Source organism: Candidatus Limnocylindrales bacterium, assembly GCA_035559535.1.
Classification (GTDB): domain Bacteria; phylum Moduliflexota; class Moduliflexia; order Moduliflexales; family JAUQPW01; genus JAUQPW01.
Genome location: DATMBG010000044.1, coordinates 1 through 20,163, shown reverse-complemented (window position 1 = coordinate 20,163; position 20,163 = coordinate 1). Strand labels below are relative to the sequence as shown.

At 48.4% G+C, this 20,163-nt stretch carries 19 protein-coding genes; all 19 read right to left on the bottom strand.

Going from position 1 to position 20,163, the window contains the following annotated elements; genetic code table 11:
- Positions 1–75: 75 nt before the first annotated feature.
- Positions 76–1,587: a fused MFS/spermidine synthase gene (locus tag VNM22_16500; GenBank protein ID HWP48758.1), complete on the bottom strand. Its 1,512-nt coding sequence runs from the start codon at positions 1,585–1,587 to the stop codon at positions 76–78.
- Between the two features lie 80 nt (positions 1,588–1,667).
- Entirely contained in the window at positions 1,668–2,579 is a 912-nt protein-coding gene (locus VNM22_16495) for an ABC transporter permease (protein HWP48757.1), read from the bottom strand.
- 11 nt (positions 2,580–2,590) lie between these two features.
- The gene (locus tag VNM22_16490; protein HWP48756.1) at positions 2,591–3,736 is read right to left on the bottom strand and encodes an ABC transporter permease; all 1,146 of its coding nucleotides are present in this window, start codon (positions 3,734–3,736) and stop codon (positions 2,591–2,593) included.
- Positions 3,733–5,217, bottom strand: a complete 1,485-nt coding sequence (locus tag VNM22_16485) for an ABC transporter ATP-binding protein (protein ID HWP48755.1) — start codon at positions 5,215–5,217, stop codon at positions 3,733–3,735. The genes VNM22_16490 and VNM22_16485 overlap by 4 nt, the downstream gene beginning before the upstream one ends.
- Positions 5,218–5,496: 279 nt before the next feature.
- Complete coding sequence (locus VNM22_16480; protein ID HWP48754.1) at positions 5,497–6,489, bottom strand: BMP family protein; 993 nt, start codon at positions 6,487–6,489, stop codon at positions 5,497–5,499.
- A gap of 700 nt (positions 6,490–7,189) precedes the next feature.
- Entirely contained in the window at positions 7,190–8,002 is an 813-nt protein-coding gene (locus VNM22_16475) for an SDR family oxidoreductase (protein HWP48753.1), read from the bottom strand.
- 40 nt (positions 8,003–8,042) lie between these two features.
- Positions 8,043–8,654, bottom strand: coding sequence for a nucleoside deaminase (locus VNM22_16470; protein HWP48752.1), 612 nt, complete (start codon positions 8,652–8,654; stop codon positions 8,043–8,045).
- A 21-nt stretch (positions 8,655–8,675) separates the two neighbouring features.
- Positions 8,676–9,317 carry an NADPH-dependent F420 reductase gene (locus VNM22_16465; GenBank protein ID HWP48751.1) on the bottom strand — a complete coding sequence of 214 codons (642 nt, stop codon included), beginning with the start codon at positions 9,315–9,317 and terminating at the stop codon, positions 8,676–8,678.
- A 41-nt stretch (positions 9,318–9,358) separates the two neighbouring features.
- A complete protein-coding gene (locus VNM22_16460) occupies positions 9,359–9,742 on the bottom strand; it encodes a VOC family protein (GenBank protein ID HWP48750.1) in 384 nt (127 codons plus the stop codon).
- An 8-nt stretch (positions 9,743–9,750) separates the two neighbouring features.
- A complete protein-coding gene (locus VNM22_16455) occupies positions 9,751–10,164 on the bottom strand; it encodes a putative toxin-antitoxin system toxin component, PIN family (protein ID HWP48749.1) in 414 nt (137 codons plus the stop codon).
- A gap of 14 nt (positions 10,165–10,178) precedes the next feature.
- Positions 10,179–11,219 carry a nucleoside hydrolase gene (locus VNM22_16450; protein ID HWP48748.1) on the bottom strand — a complete coding sequence of 347 codons (1,041 nt, stop codon included), beginning with the start codon at positions 11,217–11,219 and terminating at the stop codon, positions 10,179–10,181.
- 123 nt (positions 11,220–11,342) lie between these two features.
- A complete protein-coding gene (locus VNM22_16445; GenBank protein ID HWP48747.1) occupies positions 11,343–12,179 on the bottom strand; it encodes an amidohydrolase family protein in 837 nt (278 codons plus the stop codon).
- A gap of 635 nt (positions 12,180–12,814) precedes the next feature.
- Positions 12,815–14,014 carry an arabinose transporter gene (locus VNM22_16440; protein HWP48746.1) on the bottom strand — a complete coding sequence of 400 codons (1,200 nt, stop codon included), beginning with the start codon at positions 14,012–14,014 and terminating at the stop codon, positions 12,815–12,817.
- A 141-nt stretch (positions 14,015–14,155) separates the two neighbouring features.
- The gene (locus tag VNM22_16435) at positions 14,156–14,953 is read right to left on the bottom strand and encodes a carboxymuconolactone decarboxylase family protein (protein ID HWP48745.1); all 798 of its coding nucleotides are present in this window, start codon (positions 14,951–14,953) and stop codon (positions 14,156–14,158) included.
- Positions 14,954–15,122: 169 nt separating this feature from the next.
- The gene (locus tag VNM22_16430; GenBank protein HWP48744.1) at positions 15,123–15,428 is read right to left on the bottom strand and encodes a hypothetical protein; all 306 of its coding nucleotides are present in this window, start codon (positions 15,426–15,428) and stop codon (positions 15,123–15,125) included.
- A gap of 42 nt (positions 15,429–15,470) precedes the next feature.
- A complete protein-coding gene (locus VNM22_16425) occupies positions 15,471–15,836 on the bottom strand; it encodes a hypothetical protein (protein HWP48743.1) in 366 nt (121 codons plus the stop codon).
- 1,134 nt (positions 15,837–16,970) lie between these two features.
- On the bottom strand, positions 16,971–17,351 hold the full coding sequence (locus VNM22_16420; GenBank protein ID HWP48742.1) for an OsmC family protein: 381 nt from the start codon (positions 17,349–17,351) through the stop codon (positions 16,971–16,973).
- Between the two features lie 426 nt (positions 17,352–17,777).
- A complete protein-coding gene (locus VNM22_16415) occupies positions 17,778–18,416 on the bottom strand; it encodes a hypothetical protein (protein ID HWP48741.1) in 639 nt (212 codons plus the stop codon).
- A 431-nt stretch (positions 18,417–18,847) separates the two neighbouring features.
- Positions 18,848–20,163, bottom strand: a 1,316-nt coding sequence (locus VNM22_16410; GenBank protein HWP48740.1) for a GNAT family N-acetyltransferase, incomplete at its 5' end; no start/stop codon positions are given.

The following is a 20,163-nucleotide window of genomic DNA, read 5'->3' as shown; positions in this document are numbered from 1 at the left end:
TTATTACAGCAAAAAGAATGCCAGACTAAGTTATCCCGGAGGGGATCTTTTTCAGATCTATTAAGAGTTTTTTTCTTATAATTGTCGAAGGGCTTCTACCGGGGCGTATTGATCTGTCAGGATGGGAACATCCTTCGTTTCAATCCTTGCTGTATAGAGCTTCTCGGCAAATTCATCTAGCCGGGGTACCTTAACGAATCCAGATTTTAACTTCTTTGCCGTCTGGACGATCTGATCTTTGGAGAGATGGTCGGGCCTTAAGGTAGCAAAAATAATCAAATTTCCCTCTAATTCCATATCGTCTCCGGGTTCCCAGTCTTCCGGGAAGACCAGAACCTGGGGATAAACCATACTGAGGGTTTTAAAAAAGGATCGAAAAAGCTGGCTTTTTTTACCCCCTAATGCTCCCAGAAAGTTAACGGCGATAACCCCCTGGGGGGTCAACCGCTCTTTGACCATTTGAAAGAATTCGATGGTCATCAGATGAAAAGGCATGGTTTCACCAAAGAAAGCGTCCAGAATGATTAAATCGTAGGGGCCCTGGTTTCGTACCACGTAAACCCGACCATCTTCTATAAAGATTTGGGATCTGGTGTCTTCAGGGATATAAAAATACTTCTTTCCAACTTCTGCCACCACGGGATCGATTTCCACATTTTCCACCCTCACGTGAGGGTAATCTTTATAAAATTTTTTGGAAGCAGCCCCACCCCCCATACCGATAATCAGAACTTTTTGAATATCCGGTTTAAAAATCCAGGCAAGTTGAAAATAATCGGGGTAGGTAAACTTTGACCGGTAAGGATCCCGGATATCCATACTGCTTTGCCAGGTGCGATCAAATCGCAGGAAGCGATATTGATCGTTTTGAGTTACAAAAACCCGATGATAGGCTGTATCCCGTTGATAAATAACCTCGCCAAAATCCGGTGAAATAATACTGGGTTCTGGTAGCTCCTGGAAGAAAAACCAGGTTATGATCAGAATAGCTGTGCGTACCGTAGCCTGGATGGGGGTAGTTCGTTTCAAGGTAAGGAGTGAAATGAGGATCAGAGCGGCTCCTAAGCTATAAAAAATGGTTCGGACCTGTATCAGAGGAATTAAAACGAAGGTGGTCAGCAGTGTTCCTGCAATACTTCCCGCCGTAGAGATGGCGTAGAGAGTTCCGGATACATTTCCCATGGTTGCAACTTCTACGGCTGCCAGCCGGATTCCATAAGGGGAAACCATGCCCAACAACATACTGGGTAAAAAAAAGAGAAGAAGACAGGTCATCAAAGGGGCAAATCGAACTCCCAATCCCATATTGATTAAAAAAGTAATGATTTGAACTGAAAAGAGGGGAATAGCCCAGATGACAAAGCTGGTCAGGAAGATGATCCGTCCCAGACTTTGTAGGCGTGGACTCCGATCTGCTACCTTTCCACCTAAAAAGTATCCGGTCGTCAAAGCTGCTAGAAACACGGAGATTAAGCTTCCCCAAACATAGATAGAGCTTCCAAAATGTGGCGACAGTACCCGGCTTCCTACGATCTCTAAAGCCATGAGTACGCCTCCACAAACAAAGATGACGATATTAAGACGCATCTTTACTCAGGGAACAATGAACAAAGAGCAATAAACAAAAATTTGTTAATTGCTGATTGTTAATTGTTGATGGCTGATGGTTAATTATCCTTTTGATAGGGAACCGCCAGAGCCGCCGGGGGTTTTGATTTTCCCACGATTCCAATCAAGGCCACAATGGTTAAGAGATATGGGAGCATCAAGAGAAACTGATAAGGAAGCCTGGTACCCAGGGCTTGAAGTCTTAATTGAAGTCCATCGGCGATTCCGAAAAGAAGTGTTGCAACGGCAACACCGTAAGGATTCCATTTTCCAAAAATAACTGCTGCAATGGCAATAAACCCACGTCCGGCAGTTATATTGTCGGTAAATCGATTTAGCTGGGCCAGGGTTAAAAAGCAACCTCCCAGACCGGAGAAGATCCCTCCCAGCATCACTGCGATATATCTCATTCTCTCCACCGGGACTCCCAGCGTATCTGCGGCCCGAGGATGTTCACCAACGGCTCTTAAATTTAATCCAAATTGAGTCTTAAAAAGAATCCAGGCACTCACAGGAACCAATAAAAAAGCCAGGTAAACCAAGGGATTCTGATGAAAAAGGATGGTTCCTAGGTAAGGGATATCTCCTAAGGCCGGGATTTTAAGGGGAGTTAAAGGTTTTATGCTGGGAGGCGTTCGGGAGGTCCCGAATAAAGCCCTGTAGACAAAACTCGTTAATCCAAGGGCCAATATATTAAGGATAATTCCGGTAATGACCTGATCTTCTTTTAAGGTAATAGTTATAAAGCCCATAATCAGGCTAAAAACTCCACTTGCCCCCATTCCGATCAGGAACCCTAATCCCACATGATGGGTATAAAAAGTTCCAAGAAATCCGGCCAGAGCTCCTACCAGCATCTCCCCTTCGATCCCGATATTAAGGATACCGGCTCTTTCTGAAAAGATTTCTCCCAAAGCTGCCAGTAGAATAGGAACGGCCAGCCGTACTCCCGATGCTAGAACTCCAACAATAAAAGCTTGGGTTAAGATATCCGTAGCTTTCCATCCGTTGTTTTATGTTCGTTATCCTTTACGAAAAGCAACGGATAACGAACATGGAACAACGAACGACTTCCCAATACAAAGAGAACGATGAGGCTTTCAATAATCAATACTAAAGAGTTAGGAACTCCTGCGACCCGTTGCATGGTATCTGCTCCAACAATGAGAGCCGCAAATAGCATACTAACTAAGATTACAGCCAGAGGTTTTAAATGTGCAAGTAAAGCAACCACAATGGCAGTATATCCGTATCCTGGTGAGAAATTTTCCAGAAGGCGATGATGAACTCCGGCAATTTCCCCCATACCGGCTAAACCGGCAAATCCTCCACTGAGAACCATGGCGATGAGGATAATTTTTCCTACGGGAATTCCACTATATCGACCGGCATCTGGATTTAAACCGACAACCTGAATTTGATACCCCAACGTAGTCCGTGCTAAGAGGATGTGGAGGGCTCCGGCTCCGGCAATTCCCAGAAGAATACCGGCATGGAGTCGGGTTCGTTCAACTAAAATTGGAAGTTCCACAGACGGTTGAATCAAGGCCGACTGGGGTAAAAATCCACCGGGTTCTTTTAAGGGAACATGAACAGCATAGTTAATCCCGAGAATGGCAATATAGTTCATCATTAAGGTGGTAATAATCTCGTTAACTCCCCATCGTATCTTGAGCCATCCGGGTATGGCTGCCCAGAGGCCTCCGGCAAAGAAACCAGCCAATCCCGTAAGAGGTAAGGAAATGAAAGAAGGAAACCAGGGCAGGTAAATTCCCATTAAAGTGGTTGCTAAAGCGCCCAGGTGAATCTGACCTTCGGCTCCTATATTCCAAACTTTACTTCGAAAGGCCACACATAACCCAAGTCCCGTTAACATCAACGGAGTCGCCTTAACAAGGGTTTCCGTAAAGCCATTTAAACTCCCAAAAGCCCCCAAAATAAGGGCTTTAAAGGCTAACAGGGGGCTAGCACCTACCCAACTTATGAGAAGACTACTCAGCAGGAAGGCCAGTAGAATCCCAAGAAAAAATGAGAGAAGGGGGGAATAGAGGAACAGGAGGGATCTCTCCCTTCTCCATTCCTGGACTTTCCTGTTTTTCCCTGCATTTTTCTCTACCGGCTTTTTCATAATCCACTCATCCAGCGTCCCAGGATTTCTCTATCAGCCTGGTCGGCAGGAAGGAGTCCGACAATTTGCCCTTCATAGAGGACGGCCACGCGATCACTGAGGGCTAATATTTCATCCAGTTCGGTGGAAATTAAGAGAATGGCCACCTGATTCTCTCGTTGTTCTAAGAGTTTCTGATGAACAAACTCAGTAGCTTCTATATCGAGACCCATAGTGGGCTGAACGGTCAGCAGTACTTTCGGAGACCGGGTAAGTTCGCGACCTACTATAAATTTTTGCTGATTTCCCCCCGAAAGCATTCGCATGGTAGCTTCTGGATGGGGGGTTTTAATATCATAGGAAAGGATAAGGCGTTCTGTAAACTTTCGAATCTCGGTATAATTTAACCAACGAGGCCCAGGAAGAGCGTTCCCTATTTTGAAGGAAAAAGGAGCTTTATGAAAAGAACCCAGGATGGCGTTTTCCGGTAAGGGTAAATCCAGTACAAGACCCATCCTTAGTCTATCCTCCGGAATGTGGGCAATCCCTCTTTCCAAAAGCTTACCCGGAGGTTCATTCAGAACTTCTTGACCATTCAGGAAGACCCTTCCACCCACGGCTTTACGCAAACCGGCCAGGACTTCTACCAACTCGCTTTGACCATTGCCGGCTACCCCTGCAATCCCAAAAATTTCACCCGCCCGGACAGAAAAAGAAATTTTTTTTAAAACAGGCCGATTTTGATCGTTTATAGTTTCCAGTTCCTCGACTTTTAAAACCTCCTTACCGAACTGAACAGGCTTCTTTTTAAGTGCCATCCTTTCGGTTCCCAGGGAAACCTCTTTACCGATCATCATCCGGGCCAGATTCTCTTTAGTTACTTCTTTTTCAGGCCCTCCCTGCTGAATTTTAACCGTCCCCACTTTCCTTCCATTTCTTAATACGGTGGCCCGATCACATACCTGCATGACCTCGTTCAATTTGTGTGTGATGAAAATAACGGACTTCCCTTGAGTTGCGAGGGTATGCAAGATCTGGAAAAGTTCCTGGGTTTCCTGGGGAGTCAGAACCGAGGTAGGTTCATCGAGAATCAAAAGTTCGGCTCCGCGATAAAGGGCTTTGATAATCTCCACCCGTTGTCGACTTCCGACCGAAAGGTGTTGAACTCTGGCCGTCGGATCCACTTGAAGTCTATAACGGCGAGAAAGTTCGGCGATAGCCTGTTCTACTTTTTTAAGATTTAAAAAGGGACCCCTTTGCCTAAAGCCGATCAGGATATTTTCGACAACCGTAAAGTCGGGAATTAGCATGAAATGCTGATGAACCATTCCAATTCCCAATTCAATAGCTTTTCGAGGAGAGCTTATTTTAACCTTTTGATCTTTGAAATAGATTTGACCGAAGTCCGGTTGATAAAGGCCGTAGAGAATATTCATCAACGTAGTCTTACCGGCCCCATTCTGACCTAACAGCGCATGCACCTCCCCAGCTTCGATTTCCAATGAAATTTGATCATTGGCAAGAACCCCGGGGAACCGCTTCGTGATTTTATCTATCCTTAAAAGAATGAAAGTATGAAAGTATGAGAGTGTAGGAGTACAGGAGAAAGGAAATAGAGAGGTATGGGGGTATGGAGGTGCGGAGGTGTGGGGGTGTGGAAGTTGAGAGTGTGGAAGTATGGAAGTGAGGGGGGTAGAGACTCGTTCATCCCCCCCACTCCCTCACCCCTATACTCCCATACTCCTACACTCCCCCACTCCCATACTCCTACACTCCCTTACTTATTCCGTTGGTTTAACAATATCCGGTACTTGGAGTTTTCCCTCCAGAATATCCTTCTTAGCTTTGGCAATTTTATCTTTTACTTCCTGAGGGATTACTTTCTCCAGTTCATGGTAAGGGGCAATATCCACTCCACCTTCCTTTAAGCTATACAGATAACTTTCTTTAAATTTACCGGTCTGAACGTCCTCAATTATTTTTTTGATTGTGAATCCCACATTCAGCACGGTACTGCTGAGAACGGTTTCCGGAGCGAGAGAATACTGATCTGCAATGCCACCGATGGCGTACACTCCCTTTTCCCTGGCAGCTTCGATAACTCCGTAACTGATTCCATCTCCATTAATATAAACGACATCTGCTCCGTTTTCGATATGGGCCAGAGCAGCTTCTTTAGCTTTTGCAGCATCCTCCCAATCTCCAATATACGTGGTGAAAACCTTAATCTCAGGATTTGCTGCTTTGGCTCCCAATTTAAAACCCTCTAAGGCCCGGACAACGTCCGGCACGTCGAATCCCCCCAAAGCACCGACTTTCCCTGTTTTGCTCATAGAAGCTGCCAGCATTCCTACCAGGTATCCTACTTCATGGGCCGGCCAGTCATAGAAGGCTACATTGGGAGCCGACTTAAAACCGGTAGCCCATCCAAATTTAATTTTCGGAAAATCTTGAGCGACTTTAAATACTGCATCTCCATAGTTGAAACTGTGGGCTAAAATGAGATCGTATCCCGCCGTAGCATATTCTCTCAAAACCCTTTCTACATCGGCTACACTGACATTCTCGGTATAGGCTATTTCAACCCCTAACTCCTTCTCGGCCTGCTTAAGCCCCTCATAGGCTGCCTGATTCCAGGATACATCGTTGATTCGACCGGGAAGAATCATGGCTACTTTTAGTTTCTTGTCCCCACTCTGAACCTGATAAGGGAGTAAAAACTGAACAGCTAAAATCAAACCTATAAACCCCACAAGATTTTTGAATCGAACCATCTTTACCCTCCTTTTGCCTGGAAATTCCCCTTAAATTCTACGTTAAAGTCTGCCCTTGTATTCCCTCTATAAAATAATTCCTTAGGAGGAGTTCTTCATCTGTTTTATGAAACTGTTACCTCACATTTTAACCCTATGTTGTAGAGTTAAATTGAATAACCATTCTGCATGGGAGAGGAGCCGAGGGATCCAGGCTCCGGGGTAAGAAGGTTAGCCCCAGCGGGGCAACCTGTTTAACAGGATGCGGCCAGGGGGCTTGAAAAAATTCTGAATTTCTGAATCCCCAGACTTTCGTCGGGGCTACCAACCGTTCGCCCCTGACAGGGCTTTTCAGCTTAACCCGGCTCCCTCCCCGTCCACGGGGAGGGAAGGGATAGAGGCGGGGACGAGGGGAGTTAGGAAGTGAAAGCAGCCCTATGAGGCCAAAATCAAGTAAACAAAGTACTCCGTCTGTTTCCGTTACAATTTGATACAACTCGGAAATAATTTATTTATCTCTCAGGCTTATCCTCAGTGCAGTCCAAAGATACCGGAGGTTACGGTCTGAGACTCAGTTTATGCAAAAAAATTATAGAAGCCCACGGAGGAATTATGGAAATTCAAAGCGAGTTGGATGTAGGAGCAACGGTTTTTTTGAAACTTATAAGGTCCTGATTGATAGTATCCACTCCGCAGGCTTTTGCCCTTCTTTAGGTTTTGATTACCGTTCGGAGAAGGTCATCCGTGTAACAATAGGATGGGTTGTGGCTGTTAAACCCCCATCAACCGGTAATACCACACCGGTCACCCATCGTGCCTCATCGCTGGCCAGATAGACAGCTGCCCAGGCAACATCCCATGCCGTACCTTCGATGCCCAAGGGTACCGCGTTCTTACGGAGGTTACGCTCTTCTTCGGTCAGACTCTCGGCAACCATGGGGGTATAAACAGGGCCTGGAGCAATACAATTTACCCGAATGTTGTCCCTGGCATGTTGGACTGCCATGGTCCGTGTGAGGGCAATAACACCGCCTTTGGAGACGGCGTAAGCAACAAGGCCGTGGCCTCGCATTCCGGCCACAGAAGAAATATTGATAATAGCGCCACCACCCCCCTGGATCATTTTGGGGATGGCATATTTGCTACAAAACAGCATGCTTTTTAGATTAATGGCCATGGTTCGGTCCCAATCCCCCTCGGTCACATCCAGAACAGATCCGGGCATTCCTACTCCAACGTTATTATGTAAGATGTCCAATCTTCCATATTGCTCTACGGTATATTCAACCATATCTCGCGCCCGGTTTTCCTGGGTCACATCGGCCTCAAACACGGTACTTTCTCCCCCTTCCTCCTGGATGATCCGATGGGTTTCTTCAGCGCGATCGGCAAATTTATCTACCAGCAGAACTTTGGCTCCTTCTCGGGCAAAGAGAATGGCCGTGGCCTTGCCATTACCAATGCCTGGTCCTCTGGAGCCGGCTCCTGTGACAATGGCAACCTTCCCGGCCAGCCGTGGTTTTCTTTCTATCATAGTTATATGACCTCCGTTTTCGATACCAAATAGAATCGTTTTACCTCAGCTTACGCTGTCTGACTTTGACTTCAGTCGTTAGTTCATCTAAATTAAGAAGTAGGATCTGCGTAGCCGCATGAACCAAATCCGGCGAGCACTGGGCCTGGCTAAATATTTTCCCTTGGGCCAATTCAAACCAGAAAGGTGGTAAGTTATTCATGCGATGAACCATACCCCCTGGCACATCTGGGGCAGCAAATAGGATTTTGTTTATCCTCGAGGTACTTAATCGTACCAGGCACATGGGGCAGGGCTCCAGAGAGGTATATAAAGTGTAAGCATCTAACCCGGTGGGTTCTGGATGGGCATCCTCAAAGTCATCCATGACAACCATTTCAGCATGTCGATCACTTCGAAAGTAGGGATGGAATATTTTGTTATGTCCTTGAACTAATACGTCACCTTGATTGTTAACCAAAATACACCCAACCCCAAAGTTGCCGACCCCAACGGCCTCCAACGCCAGAATACAGGTAAGCCACACATAGGCATCGTCCGGATAGTTTTTATTAAATTGATACTCCTTGAGATAGGTTCTCCAGGTACGAATACCTTCCGTTGTTGGTTGAATCCTGGTCAAATATTGCTGTCCTACCTCCTGAATTACCATATTCCTCATCTATTCATTAGATTATTTCCGCAGAAGCTTAAAGGCATGGTTTCCACTTCGGGTCCTGAAGAACTGGAGAATCCAGATCATGGCCAGGGGTTCGAGATATCGGGACCCTTCGATCCCACCGATATCGACCACAGACCACCCAAACGCCTTCAGCAAATCCGTTACGGTTTCCTTGGCCTTGCTATCATTACCACAGATAAACATATCAGGTGGACCTCCTGGAAAATCCGGATGAACCATATGCGGGCTACCCACACTGTTGAAGGCTTTTACTACATGGGAGTTTGGAAGCCAGCGTTGTACCTGCTCCCCACCGGAATCTGTGTGGCCTACTGCCAGTTTAGGAGGCATGGAGGAGAAATCCAGAGGATTGGTTGCATCGATCACAACTTTCCCGGCCAGGTTTTTAGGATCCGCCAGACGAATTGCATTTTCCGTTCCGGTCCATAGTGTAGCCAGTACCACAAGATCCCCAAAGGCTGCAGCCTCTGCAAAGGTCCCCGCCGAAGCATTAGCCCCCGTCTTGGCAAGCCAGGCCTTAACTTTTTCCTGGTCAGGATTTCGAGATCCCATTTTAATCCAGTGGCCTAGTTTCACAAATCCAGATCCCAATACCTGACCTACATCCCCTGTTCCAAGAATACCTATTTTCATAGGATTCGCTCCTTTCCCCAGGTGGTTCTGACAAGATAGTCCTAATCGATTCTATGAACTAACTCGAGCCGGTTACCACTGGGGTCTTCGAAATAAAGTGCATAGTAACTGGAACTGATTTCCGGAAACAGCTTGGGTCCACCGGTGATATTTCCACCAGCCCCACGGATTAGAATACTGAGTCGATCGACTTCTTCACGACTGGGCAGCCAAAACGCAATGCGATTCTTGTTTGGATGATGCTCAGGATCTTCGGTTATTGCGAAGTAAGGTGCACTCGGTAAGTCCCCGTCACCGGCAAACACATTCCATTCTCCACTGTGAAATGTTCGCTTGAATCCCAGGGCAGGTAAAACAACCGAATAAAACGGTAAAGCTCTCTCAAGGCTTTTAACACGAAGATCGATATGACTGAATGGGTTCATACTTATTTCTACCTGATGAATTGAGTTGAATGACTCAAGAACTCACCAGGTGTCAGAATGGGTATCGATACCTCATTACGAATACTCAAAAGATCGTGATCCATGGTAATCAGGACCGCTCCGGTAGCTTCCGAAAGGGCTACAAACTTTCGATCGTCCGGATCGGTGATAAAGTTAAATTTATCAAAATGGGTTTCGCCCGTGTAGTAATCTTCTTCTTTGAATAAAGTGGATACCTGTTCCCAGGAGAGATGGGGGATCTTCCGAAGAATATGCTGAATTTCCTGCCGGATCTGTTCATTCCAAACCATTCGGATCTGTCCACCCCTTATCTGTTCGAGGATCTGCGCCGATGAACTTTCCGGGTTAAAACCTGCCGCGACAAAGACATTGGTATCTAGAACTATTACAGGTTTTACCATTTCATTTTGCTGGTTTAATTTTCAACTTTTCCAACCCCCCTGTATTTATCCAATCGATGGTAGAAGTCCTGGAAGATAGCGTCCCGATTCAACCTGTAAGCTTCTCGGATCAAATGACGACGTGGATCGTTGTTCCAGGTACAATAAGCTTTTCTGTTTTTCTCAAACGTTAGTTTTTGGGTCAGGAAGGGGGTGAAGTAGCCTTCGGTTTGCAGCGGGCTGACCGTGAGGAGCGGACTGGGAATAATTATCGTCTCGACCCACGTAGGATTAACAAGCCAGGCAATAGGAGCCATGTCCCAGATAGGCCTGGAAATGAACTTCTTCTCTTCGAGATATTCATGGTACGCTTTATAAAGATAGTTCCCGATTTCACCTCGTCCTTTAAGGCGATTCTCCACCTCCTCCACGGTTAGAAGCAAATGTTCAGCCACATTACGACAGGGTATCCGTACAAGTGGGACCCCGCAATCCAGAACTACCCGCGAAGCATAAATATCCTGTCGTAGATTGAACTCGTCGGTGTTGTAATAGTTATAGGGATGGCCGGCAAGCCAGACTACTACCATTTTTCGGATAATTTCCGGCTTGAGCAGAATGGCCGAGGCAATATTCGTGATGGCCGCAATACCGACCACATAGAGGAGTTCGCCTTCTGGTTGGGTTTCGACCAGATGGATCAGATGCTCTGCTGCTTCACTCCTAATGGCTGTGCCCTTAAATCCTGCATTATCCTCGGAAACCCATCGGTCAGATCCTCGAAATACCGGAGGGATATGAGGTAATTGGGGTCCTTGCAGCTTACCCAATATTTCTTTTGCCACTTCGTAACTTTTCTCCATGCCACGTTTTTCATCGTTTCCCGATCGGGCATTGGCAAATGGAGCTGCATAAATGGCCTTTACATTCAGGCGTTCTGGCGCCAGCAGTGAGTAGACGATGGCAAATTGATCATCCATTTCATTGTAGGGATCGGTATCGAGGACCATGGAGACTCTATGTTGAGGTGGTTTAAGCAATTCTAAGCGTTGAGTAAGGGAAATTTCAGGGTACATAAAGTCATCACTTTTCCTGGTATATTTTTTTATACTCCCGGCTCCCTGATAAACAGGAGTTTTTCTCTTCGCAGGTTGCTTGCAGTAATTACAGGGTGTGCAATACCTGGAATCCTCAAAACCTTAACGCCGCTTCAAGAATGCGGCTGTAAGCAACGTTTCACCATTTTTGTAAGCAATACGCTCGGCAACTTCCGAAGGTAGTCCGGCCAGCCACCTGCGAGCCCAGTTGGCATTTGAAACAACCACATTCCAACGATCGGGCACGTAGGTATCCGTACCGATCATGAAACGGTCGGGAAATTCAAGAAAGATCTCCCGCCACTCAGGTGTTACCTGGTCGTTTGGAGCCACATCACGGCGAACTGCCAGATCGGCCCACAAATTCTTGTAGCGGCGCATCATCTCACCTACGCGAGAAGGTCGCTCAAATCCGGCATGTGCCCATAAGATCCGTGCCTCCGGATCCTGACGGAACATTCGCTCCACCGCATCTGCATCGGAATGTGCGTGTAATAGGAGACCGTGTTGCTTCGCAAGCTGAACCGTGCGACGTACCACCGGCAGATCTGCATCTGCCCCACTTACATGGAACTCTCCAATGGCAACGTACGAATATTTTTTCAACCGTTCCTCCAGATAGGCAAGGACCGACTCATCGTGGATCCAACTGGAGATTTCTCCACGCTTACGGTAAGGCCTTAGCTCCGGGATAATCAAATCAGGGGCTTCTGCATAGAGCTTCTGGGTCCCCTCATCGTTAGAACTTGACACAAGCGCCCGTATCACGCCGGCCTTTCGTAAGAGCGCAATCGCCTCTTTTGGTGATACCACCTCCCAGGCATCCTGGCTATAATGAATATGCGCATCGAAGATGGGTAGCTCGGCTGCCTGCACACCTATGACCCCCTTAAATAAAGCCAGGTCCAGTATTAAAATGATCAGAAGGATTCTTTGCATATCGCTGCTCCTTTCAAGTTCTGGGTGTGTATATGAACTGCCTGCTACCTTGTCTTACGAGATGTTTAGTGAATTTTATGCATTCCTCTAACCGGCTGTTAAAGGTTTTAGTAAAAACTCATACATAACCAATTAACATCTTTTCGTGTAACAAGATCTTGACTTTTAAGGTAAAGGAAGTCAACTATAAAACGAGTTTTTAAATTTAGTTTTATTAAATGGGTTTCTTTACTAAAAATCAAGGGAATTTTGAGGCGTGTTGACAAGGGGTCGATCAAGGGATCGATCAGTTAGAAAAACAATCGTCTTTCTAACCTAAGGTTACCTTACGGTAAGTTCCTTGTGGGTTCCTGTGCACTCCAGGAGGTGTGAACGATCACGAGCTTAGTATTGTCAGCATTCATGGGTAAGGAGCAGCTCACGATAATCCTGTTGGACAAATCGCCTGTCTGATTCAACACATCATCAACGCATGATTACTGCATGGTCAGCAGAAGGGCATCCACTTCCTCTGCAGTGTGTCCGCCCGTGCGTTCCCATTAACATTCTGTACCGGTCGCTCCAGTTTCTTTCGTCTGTGTGCATAACCGGGTACCACCTCATGCCCGACACGGGCAAAGAGTGTACCCATGATGTCATGGGGTGGTCATCGGTGCATTGATGAGCCGCACGGCGATAACCGCGGAACACATCACGATCAGCGTGCTGACGAGGAACACCGCCCTTAAGCCGGCTCCGCTCGCAACCAGCCCCAGTGCAGGGTTAGCGAGTCCCAACGCCAGGTCGAGAAAAGCCGTGTAAGCCCCTGTGGCGAGGCCATGATTTTCCGGCGGCGCGCGGCGTACCGCTTCCACGCCAAAGCCGGGGTAAACGAGCGAGTAGCCGAGGCCGGTGAGCACCGCCCCGAACAACGCCAGCGTGGGCCGAGGTGCAAGCCAGATCAGCGCCTGGCCAGCCGCTTCGATCAGCACGCAGACCAGCGCAACCCTGGCGCCGCCGATCCTATCCGGTAGATGGCCAAATACAACGCGCCCGATGACGAAGACAATGCTGAAAGCGGTAAGAGCAAGCCAGGCCAGGCCCCACCCCTGTTGGGCAAAGAGTAGAACGATAAACGTTGTGGTAGCGCCGAAGCCGATGCTGCCGAGCGCCAGGCCGAGACCTGGTACCCAAACGGCACCGACGACTCTCGTGAATCCAGGGCGGGTCTGGGACATTGGCGCAATGGGGCGGAGCGGTGCGACGAGTAGCAGGGTGACGAGGGGGATCAGTGTCGTCACAAGTGCAATGGCTGCAAAGCCGTAGCCAGCGTACAAAGCAGTGCCGGTCGGCGCGCCGACCGCATAGGCAACGTACATTGCCACTCCCACCCAGGCCATGACCTTGCCCGTGTTCTGTGGTCCTACGAGCGCCAGTCCCCAGACGAATGCCCCCACCGTGATAAGGCTCTCCGCCACGCCGAGCACGGCCCGACCCACCAGCAAGATTGAGACTGATGTTACCGGAGTGCCGACGAAACGGAGCGATAGAAGGTAGAGGAGACCCGCCGCCGCGGCAACCAGCAAACTGGCGACGACTGAGTACTTCGCGCCCCGGTTGTCGGCATAGTGGCCTGACCACAGCCGTGAGACCAAGGTCGCGGCGTACTGCGCGCCGGCGACGAGACCGACCACGAAGGTACCGAGACCAAGGCCCTGATGCACATAAAGCGGAATTACCGGCAGCGCAAAACCGATGACAAGGTACATTACAAAGACCGCAGCCATGATCGCCAGCAGTACCGCCATGATGGGAATATCCGTCGCCGTAGGTTGTCGGGAAGCGTTATCGGACATGGTTAACTCTTAGATGATGAAACACACGATCAGAGCAAAGCCACCCGGGGTGGCTTACAGACTATTCGGCTCTGAGTGGAAGAAAGGGACGTTTACTACCCCATACTGAAAACCCTACATGATTCCATCTGGACAATCCTACTAGTTGGGACGTTTCTCAAAGACGCCCTTGACAACCGGTATTGCGGAAAAAACGTTAGGCCACCCCGCATAAAAGGCCAGGTGTGTGAGCACCTCAGAGACTTGGGCCTTCGTTAGGCCATTATCCATTGCCCTATTGAGGTGATACGGGATTTGCGCGACCTGACCTGAGGCGATGAGGGCGCTGACAGTCACCAGGCTCCGGTCCCGAGGTACCAAGGCCGGACGTAGCCAGAGGTCACGGAAAAGCACGTCACTGGTATACTGCACAAGGCCCGGTGCTACTGGACCGACATCCTGCTCAACACGAGCCGCGCGTTGCGCCTCGGCAGTCTCGTCGAGGGGAAGAAGTTCACCCGAGGCCGGTGGAAGCTGATCCGATCCGATTCCACGCTTACTGAAAACATCTTTCGCGACTGCGACCGCCGACATAGCATTTACCCAGCCAGAGTAGAACGCAAGATGCGTGATAATCTCAGAAATCTCACCTGGTTTGACGCCGTTATCCAGCGCCAGGTTGAAATGGTATGGCATCTCGATCGCCTGATTACGCGCAATCAGGACCGCTATGGTAACAATGCTGCGGTCTCGCGGGGATAGATCCGGACGCTTCCATAGATCACCCAGAAGAGTGCCTTGCATGTATCGCTCGAGTGCCGGTGAGACCATCCGAATATCCTCAGGTGTCAGCCCTGGTAGAACAGTATTCGATCTTGGTGTAGCTGCTGTCTTGTCCGCCTGGGTGCAGGCGGAGACCACTAAGGAAAGCCACACAACTGCCTCAGTAAAAATTTTCATTTTCTGCCTCCTTTCACAAGGGTGTGAATTCGGGTTACGCTGAAGCGCTTCTCCAGAAGAAAAAACAACATGACCATCATGGCAAGCAGTTTCATTTGCATCCTTTTCCTTCTCATCCTTTCGATTCAGTAAATAATAATCGGAGCCTTCCCACAGCAAACAGGGAAGCTTATAGCTCCTGCTGCGTGGACCAGAACAGGATCTCGTTCACGCCCATGTCCTCCGGCTGGCTGATCGCGAAGGCGACTGCCCGCGTGAACGACTCGGCAGGAATCGCGATCTCATAGGCTTTACGGACTTTCTTGGCTACATCGGGCTCAGTCATGCCCTTGGGCAGTTCCATAGCAACTGCGCCGGGTGAAATCACCGTCATGAGGATTGTACCTTGCGTGGAGAGAAACCGGACCGCCACCTCGCCCAAGCCACTACTGGCCCCCGTAATAACGACGACTTTTCCTTCAATGTTGTTGCTCATAATCTTAACTCTTGCTTGCCCTAACAGTCGCTCAGCGAACAGTCATTTGCTCCAGGTTTTCGGAGTACCAAGATGAGATTGATTGTAAAAAGGATGTCCCATCAGATAGTCTTCGTGAAATAGAATAGAGAATCCTTTTTCTTTCAATTGAACATCATGAACAGTAAGTCTTTGTCTTGGTTTCATAAAATACATGAAACCCCTATCATGGTCATACTTAGGTTTGCCATACCATATCCCACCTGTTTTCAGTTTTTTGAAACAAATCAAATAGAAATCGCAGGTGATCTCCTTGTTTTTTAAAGCATAGGGCACTTCTTCAAGCTGTTTCAGGCAGAACAATGGATTTTTCGGAGGCGGAAGACCCTCTACCCGATGCAACTCACTTATGGTCTTAAAATGCATCATAGTGCAGTTATTTTCTACAACTCCTGAAAAGAATCTAATAAACTTAATAGATGGGAAGCCACCCTTTGTGGATGAAAAACTTGTCTTAATTTAGAGAATACAGTTTTATATTTAATATTTATATTTAATATATATTTAATAAAGGTAACCATGTTCCTAACAACTTCGCGCTGGAGATCAATCATGGAACAAGCCATACTGTCATTGCTCATTTCCTGGGGAAACTTTTACGTCATCCTCGGCTCTTCAGCCAGTGCCTTGACCGGTCTGCAATTCGTAGTGATTACCCTGGGTGCCGAAGTGGACGTGCTTAGTACCCCGACGATCCGCGCATTCGGTACTCCGACGATCGTGCACTTCTGCGCCGTACTCTTCATCTCGGTGATTATCAGTGCACCATGGCCGACTATCTCGAGTGCTGGGCTCTGCCTCGATGCGTGCGGGCTAGCGGGACTAACATACACGGTGTTAGTTGCCAGGCGTGTGCGACGGCAGACTGACTACGTACCGGTACTCGAGGACTGGCTCTGGCATTGTGCGCTTCCGTTCATTGCTTATGCGGTACTTCTGACTGCTGCGAACATACTCTGGCGATATCCTGTGCAGGCTCTGTTTGTGATCGGTGCAACCGCAGTTTTCCTATTATTCGTAGGAATCCATAACGCGTGGGACGCGGTTATATACATCGCGCTTGAGCGACGGCAAAGGCCCAAGAGAACAGGGGATAAGGATTAGATCAGCAAACAACACTATTCATCCCGCCTGGCCACCCTCTGCAGCTGACCCGGCCCACGATGCTCGTTTCCTGGAGTCCATAGCTCCTCAGTGCAGGCCAGGCAGTTGAGCGATGTCGTTAAGCAGGTTTGCCCTCTTCGAGGCTACAAAAGGCTTATAAGGAGCTCTCTGGCTACCTGATCTACCTCCCTGCTCCAGGATACCAAGATAATCTGAATACAAACCTCAGATACACAGCGTTGTTGAAGAAAATAGGTTTGCTGGCTGAATGAGCCGTTAAAATTGTATGTTATAAATCTTTGAAAACCACCTCTGAAACAAGAAATTTATCCGCTAGTGCTCTATACGAAACTCTACCTGGACCTCGGGAGTCGCAACTGCGACCGTTCCATAGAGCGGTCATCTGCCTTTGAAGGTCTCAATGAGTTTGGCCCCTTCTCCTTCGTTAACCCCTTTAAGTTGAAAACTCAATCGGACCTTATTGAACAAAGTAACATCGGAACGAACGGGATGGTCCCGATCGATGATTCCCCAAATATTGACCTTAACCCCTTCCAGGGGTACATTCTGCTCCCTGGCAACCACCTGGAGCAGCTCAACCCCGCACGAAGCAACTCCGGACAAGAATAGTTCAGCCGGGGTTATGGCCTCACCTGGGCAGCCATTTTGAATCGGTCCATCAACTATAAAATGGTGCTGACGACAACTGCATAACACTCTCCCGAACGTATCGGTGGAGCGAGCTTGTACTGTGTACTCCCGTATCTGGCTCTGTCCCATGATTTCTTCACCTCCTTATGATTATGAGGATTTAAATTGCCTGAACGTAATTATCGGTATAAACCTGCTCAGAATTCCGATTTTTCCCAAACAGATCCTACTTTGGGATTTTTAAAATATGATCTGACTTTATATCCGGAAATCTAAAGTGTCAACCCTATTATTGGAATTTGAGTCTGTATCGGTTCGATAGATGTACCTCTCCACCCTCCCCGTCCACAGGGAGAGTAAGAGGGCTTTTAAGGGTAAGTTTTTTGGATCTTATAATCCTTCCAGCTCTCCTTCCTTCATGGGGGAGTTGGAATCCAGGCAATCCCCGAGTTCCTCCTTCCCGATGCGGGAAGAAGGTTAGTAAGTGAGAAAAAACCTACTCCTACCCCCCCCCCCGCTCGCCGGGGGAAGGGGGGCTCCTCTCATCTCCTGTCTTTATTCTGAAGACATCAACTCACCGACTATGCGAAGGTTTTTAAATGCTCCTGTATCGTCAAAGGATCCAATACCCACACGACCCCATCGTAAGGTTGTGTCGTTGGCGGAAAGCGCGGGCGTTTGCATATCGGAGACATAAACCTGAATAGCACCTGTCTGAACCTTTCGTAGGAGATGAATAGTGTACCAGCTATTATCCATCAGCCGGGCGATCCCCTTACCATCATCAATTCGTTGCCGATCTGCATCATTGACAAGGAAAATTCCGTTATGAACCCGGTCGGTTTGATTGGATAAATGGGCATAATAGAAACGTGTTGGGGACTGATAACCAAAAATAAGAATGATGTCCCGGCCCTTTTGTTCTAAGGGAGCATCGCAGCGAGCTTCAAGCCATAACTGGACGTCGGTAAACGGTTCTGTTTTGAGAATTGCCCATTCGGCGGGTTTTCGGATGGGTCCACTCGGAATCCCTGCGCGCTTCAATGCGAGTACTCCATTTTCCAGGACCCAGGATTGAGGCGTCTGAAATTCCCACAGTTCCAAAGTGGTGGGGTTATAAAGATCTGGCTCGATAGAACTGATGTTGGCAGATGATAACATCCAGAAATAAAATATGAGTTCCAACAGGTACATAGGAATTAAACGGTTACTCGACTAATGGTTTTTTTGCCCCTGAGAAATTCATCTTTGGTCCAGGCAAAGCTTAAAATAGCCATGTTTGATTTCCTGGTTGAAGATTAAATGAAGTACTTCGTGCAACCTTTAAATTCGACGATTTCATTTACAAAGGTTCTTCCAAAAGAATTTACTCTCTTTTTTAGCTTTGTCAAAGTATACTCAGATTATGATGTTGGTAGTCAAGATCTTTTTATCTTATACTCCTACTACCTTGTTACTTTAGTTTTGCTTGACTTTTCAGTGGCCCTCACCCCCGGCCCCTCTCCCTCTTCTCCCACCCCGTCCACAGGGAGGGAAGGGGTTGGGGCGGAAAGAGAAGTTAGGGAGTGAAAGCAGCCCTATGAGGCCAAACTTAAGTAAACAGTATACCCCCATCCCCTTCTGTTTCAGAGATCGATTTCTGCCTTTACTATCCCTTCAGTGGCTACCCAGCGGAGGCGGAAACCCAGTTTCTCACAGACCCGTTGCATATCTCGATTTTCGGGGAGAATATCGGCGACGATGCGCTGCAGTTTTTCGTCACGACCGATCTGCAGGAGTCTGCGCAACAACTCGGTACCCAATCCCTGACGTTGGTATCGATCGCTGACGAGGAGGGCAAACTCGGCTTCTGGGGTACCATGCAATTTTCTTAAACGGCCAACGGCTATAATCTCGTGGGTACCGGTGTTAGGATCCGTATAGTCTGCGACGAGGGCCATTTCGCGGTCATAGTCGATGAAGCACATATGTGTCAACCGTTCATGGGCAATACGCTGACTCAGTTGCATGGGATAGAAGTAGCGGAAATACACGCTACGTTCGGAGAGGGTTTTATGGAAGTTGATCATCAAGGGTTCATCCTCGGGGCGGATTGGGCGGATAACAATGGGGGTACCATCCTTCAGGGTCCAGGATGACACGTATTGAGTGGGATAGGGGCGAATGGCCAGCCGGGGTAGTTTATCTTCCGGGGTATCGGGTTCGTGCAAAATCACCCGCGCATCCAGCGCAATTAATCGCTCAGGGGAGACCAGTAAAGGGTTAACGTCAATCTCCTTGATCCAGCGTTGTTCAACAACCAACTGGCTAAATCGGACCAGGAGTTGTTCAAGGGCGGCCAGATCCACCGATTTGCGTCCGCGGATACCTTTGAGGGCAGTATAGATACGGGTCTGCTCCATCATTCGTCGTGCCAGGACGGTATTAAGGGGTGGGAGTGCCAGGGCGCGGTCTTTAAATACTTCCACCCATTGACCTCCAGCGCCGAAAAGCAATACCGGACCGAACTGAGGATCAAGACTACTGCCGAGGATGATTTCGTAGCCTTCCCATTTGATCATGGGCTGGACGGTCACTCCTAAGAAATGTTTGGCTTCCTGCCGTTCACGCACAGAAGATTCGATGGTACGATAAGCCTGTATGACGGCTTCGGCGTTGGTCAGGTTTAACTGAACACCTCCTACATCGGTTTTGTGGGTAATGGTTTCAGAAAAGAGCTTGAGGACCACCGGGTAGCCGATTTCTTCTGCAAGTCTGACCGCCTCGGTTTCATGGGTGGCGATCCGGGTCTCCACCGTCGGGATGCCGTAGGCGGCGAGGAGTTGCTTGGATTCGGGTTCGGTGAGGAGGGTTCGACCGGCCTTGCGGGCGGTTTGAATAATCTCCTCGGCCCGCTGGAAGGGGGATGTGAGGGTATGGGGGTGTGGAGGTGGGGGGGTAG

Coding starts and splice junctions, on each gene's coding strand:
- VNM22_16500 (HWP48758.1), bottom strand. CDS start 1,587: ATGCGTCTTAATATCGTCATCTTTGTTTGTGGAGGCGTACTCATGGCT.
- VNM22_16490 (HWP48756.1), bottom strand. CDS start 3,736: ATGAAAAAGCCGGTAGAGAAAAATGCAGGGAAAAACAGGAAAGTCCAG.
- VNM22_16480 (HWP48754.1), bottom strand. CDS start 6,489: ATGGTTCGATTCAAAAATCTTGTGGGGTTTATAGGTTTGATTTTAGCT.
- VNM22_16475 (HWP48753.1), bottom strand. CDS start 8,002: ATGATAGAAAGAAAACCACGGCTGGCCGGGAAGGTTGCCATTGTCACA.
- VNM22_16470 (HWP48752.1), bottom strand. CDS start 8,654: ATGGTAATTCAGGAGGTAGGACAGCAATATTTGACCAGGATTCAACCA.
- VNM22_16465 (HWP48751.1), bottom strand. CDS start 9,317: ATGAAAATAGGTATTCTTGGAACAGGGGATGTAGGTCAGGTATTGGGA.
- VNM22_16460 (HWP48750.1), bottom strand. CDS start 9,742: ATGAACCCATTCAGTCATATCGATCTTCGTGTTAAAAGCCTTGAGAGA.
- VNM22_16455 (HWP48749.1), bottom strand. CDS start 10,164: ATGGTAAAACCTGTAATAGTTCTAGATACCAATGTCTTTGTCGCGGCA.
- VNM22_16450 (HWP48748.1), bottom strand. CDS start 11,219: ATGTACCCTGAAATTTCCCTTACTCAACGCTTAGAATTGCTTAAACCA.
- VNM22_16445 (HWP48747.1), bottom strand. CDS start 12,179: ATGCAAAGAATCCTTCTGATCATTTTAATACTGGACCTGGCTTTATTT.
- VNM22_16440 (HWP48746.1), bottom strand. CDS start 14,014: ATGTCCGATAACGCTTCCCGACAACCTACGGCGACGGATATTCCCATC.
- VNM22_16435 (HWP48745.1), bottom strand. CDS start 14,953: ATGAAAATTTTTACTGAGGCAGTTGTGTGGCTTTCCTTAGTGGTCTCC.
- VNM22_16430 (HWP48744.1), bottom strand. CDS start 15,428: ATGAGCAACAACATTGAAGGAAAAGTCGTCGTTATTACGGGGGCCAGT.
- VNM22_16425 (HWP48743.1), bottom strand. CDS start 15,836: ATGATGCATTTTAAGACCATAAGTGAGTTGCATCGGGTAGAGGGTCTT.
- VNM22_16420 (HWP48742.1), bottom strand. CDS start 17,351: ATGGGACAGAGCCAGATACGGGAGTACACAGTACAAGCTCGCTCCACC.
- VNM22_16415 (HWP48741.1), bottom strand. CDS start 18,416: ATGTACCTGTTGGAACTCATATTTTATTTCTGGATGTTATCATCTGCC.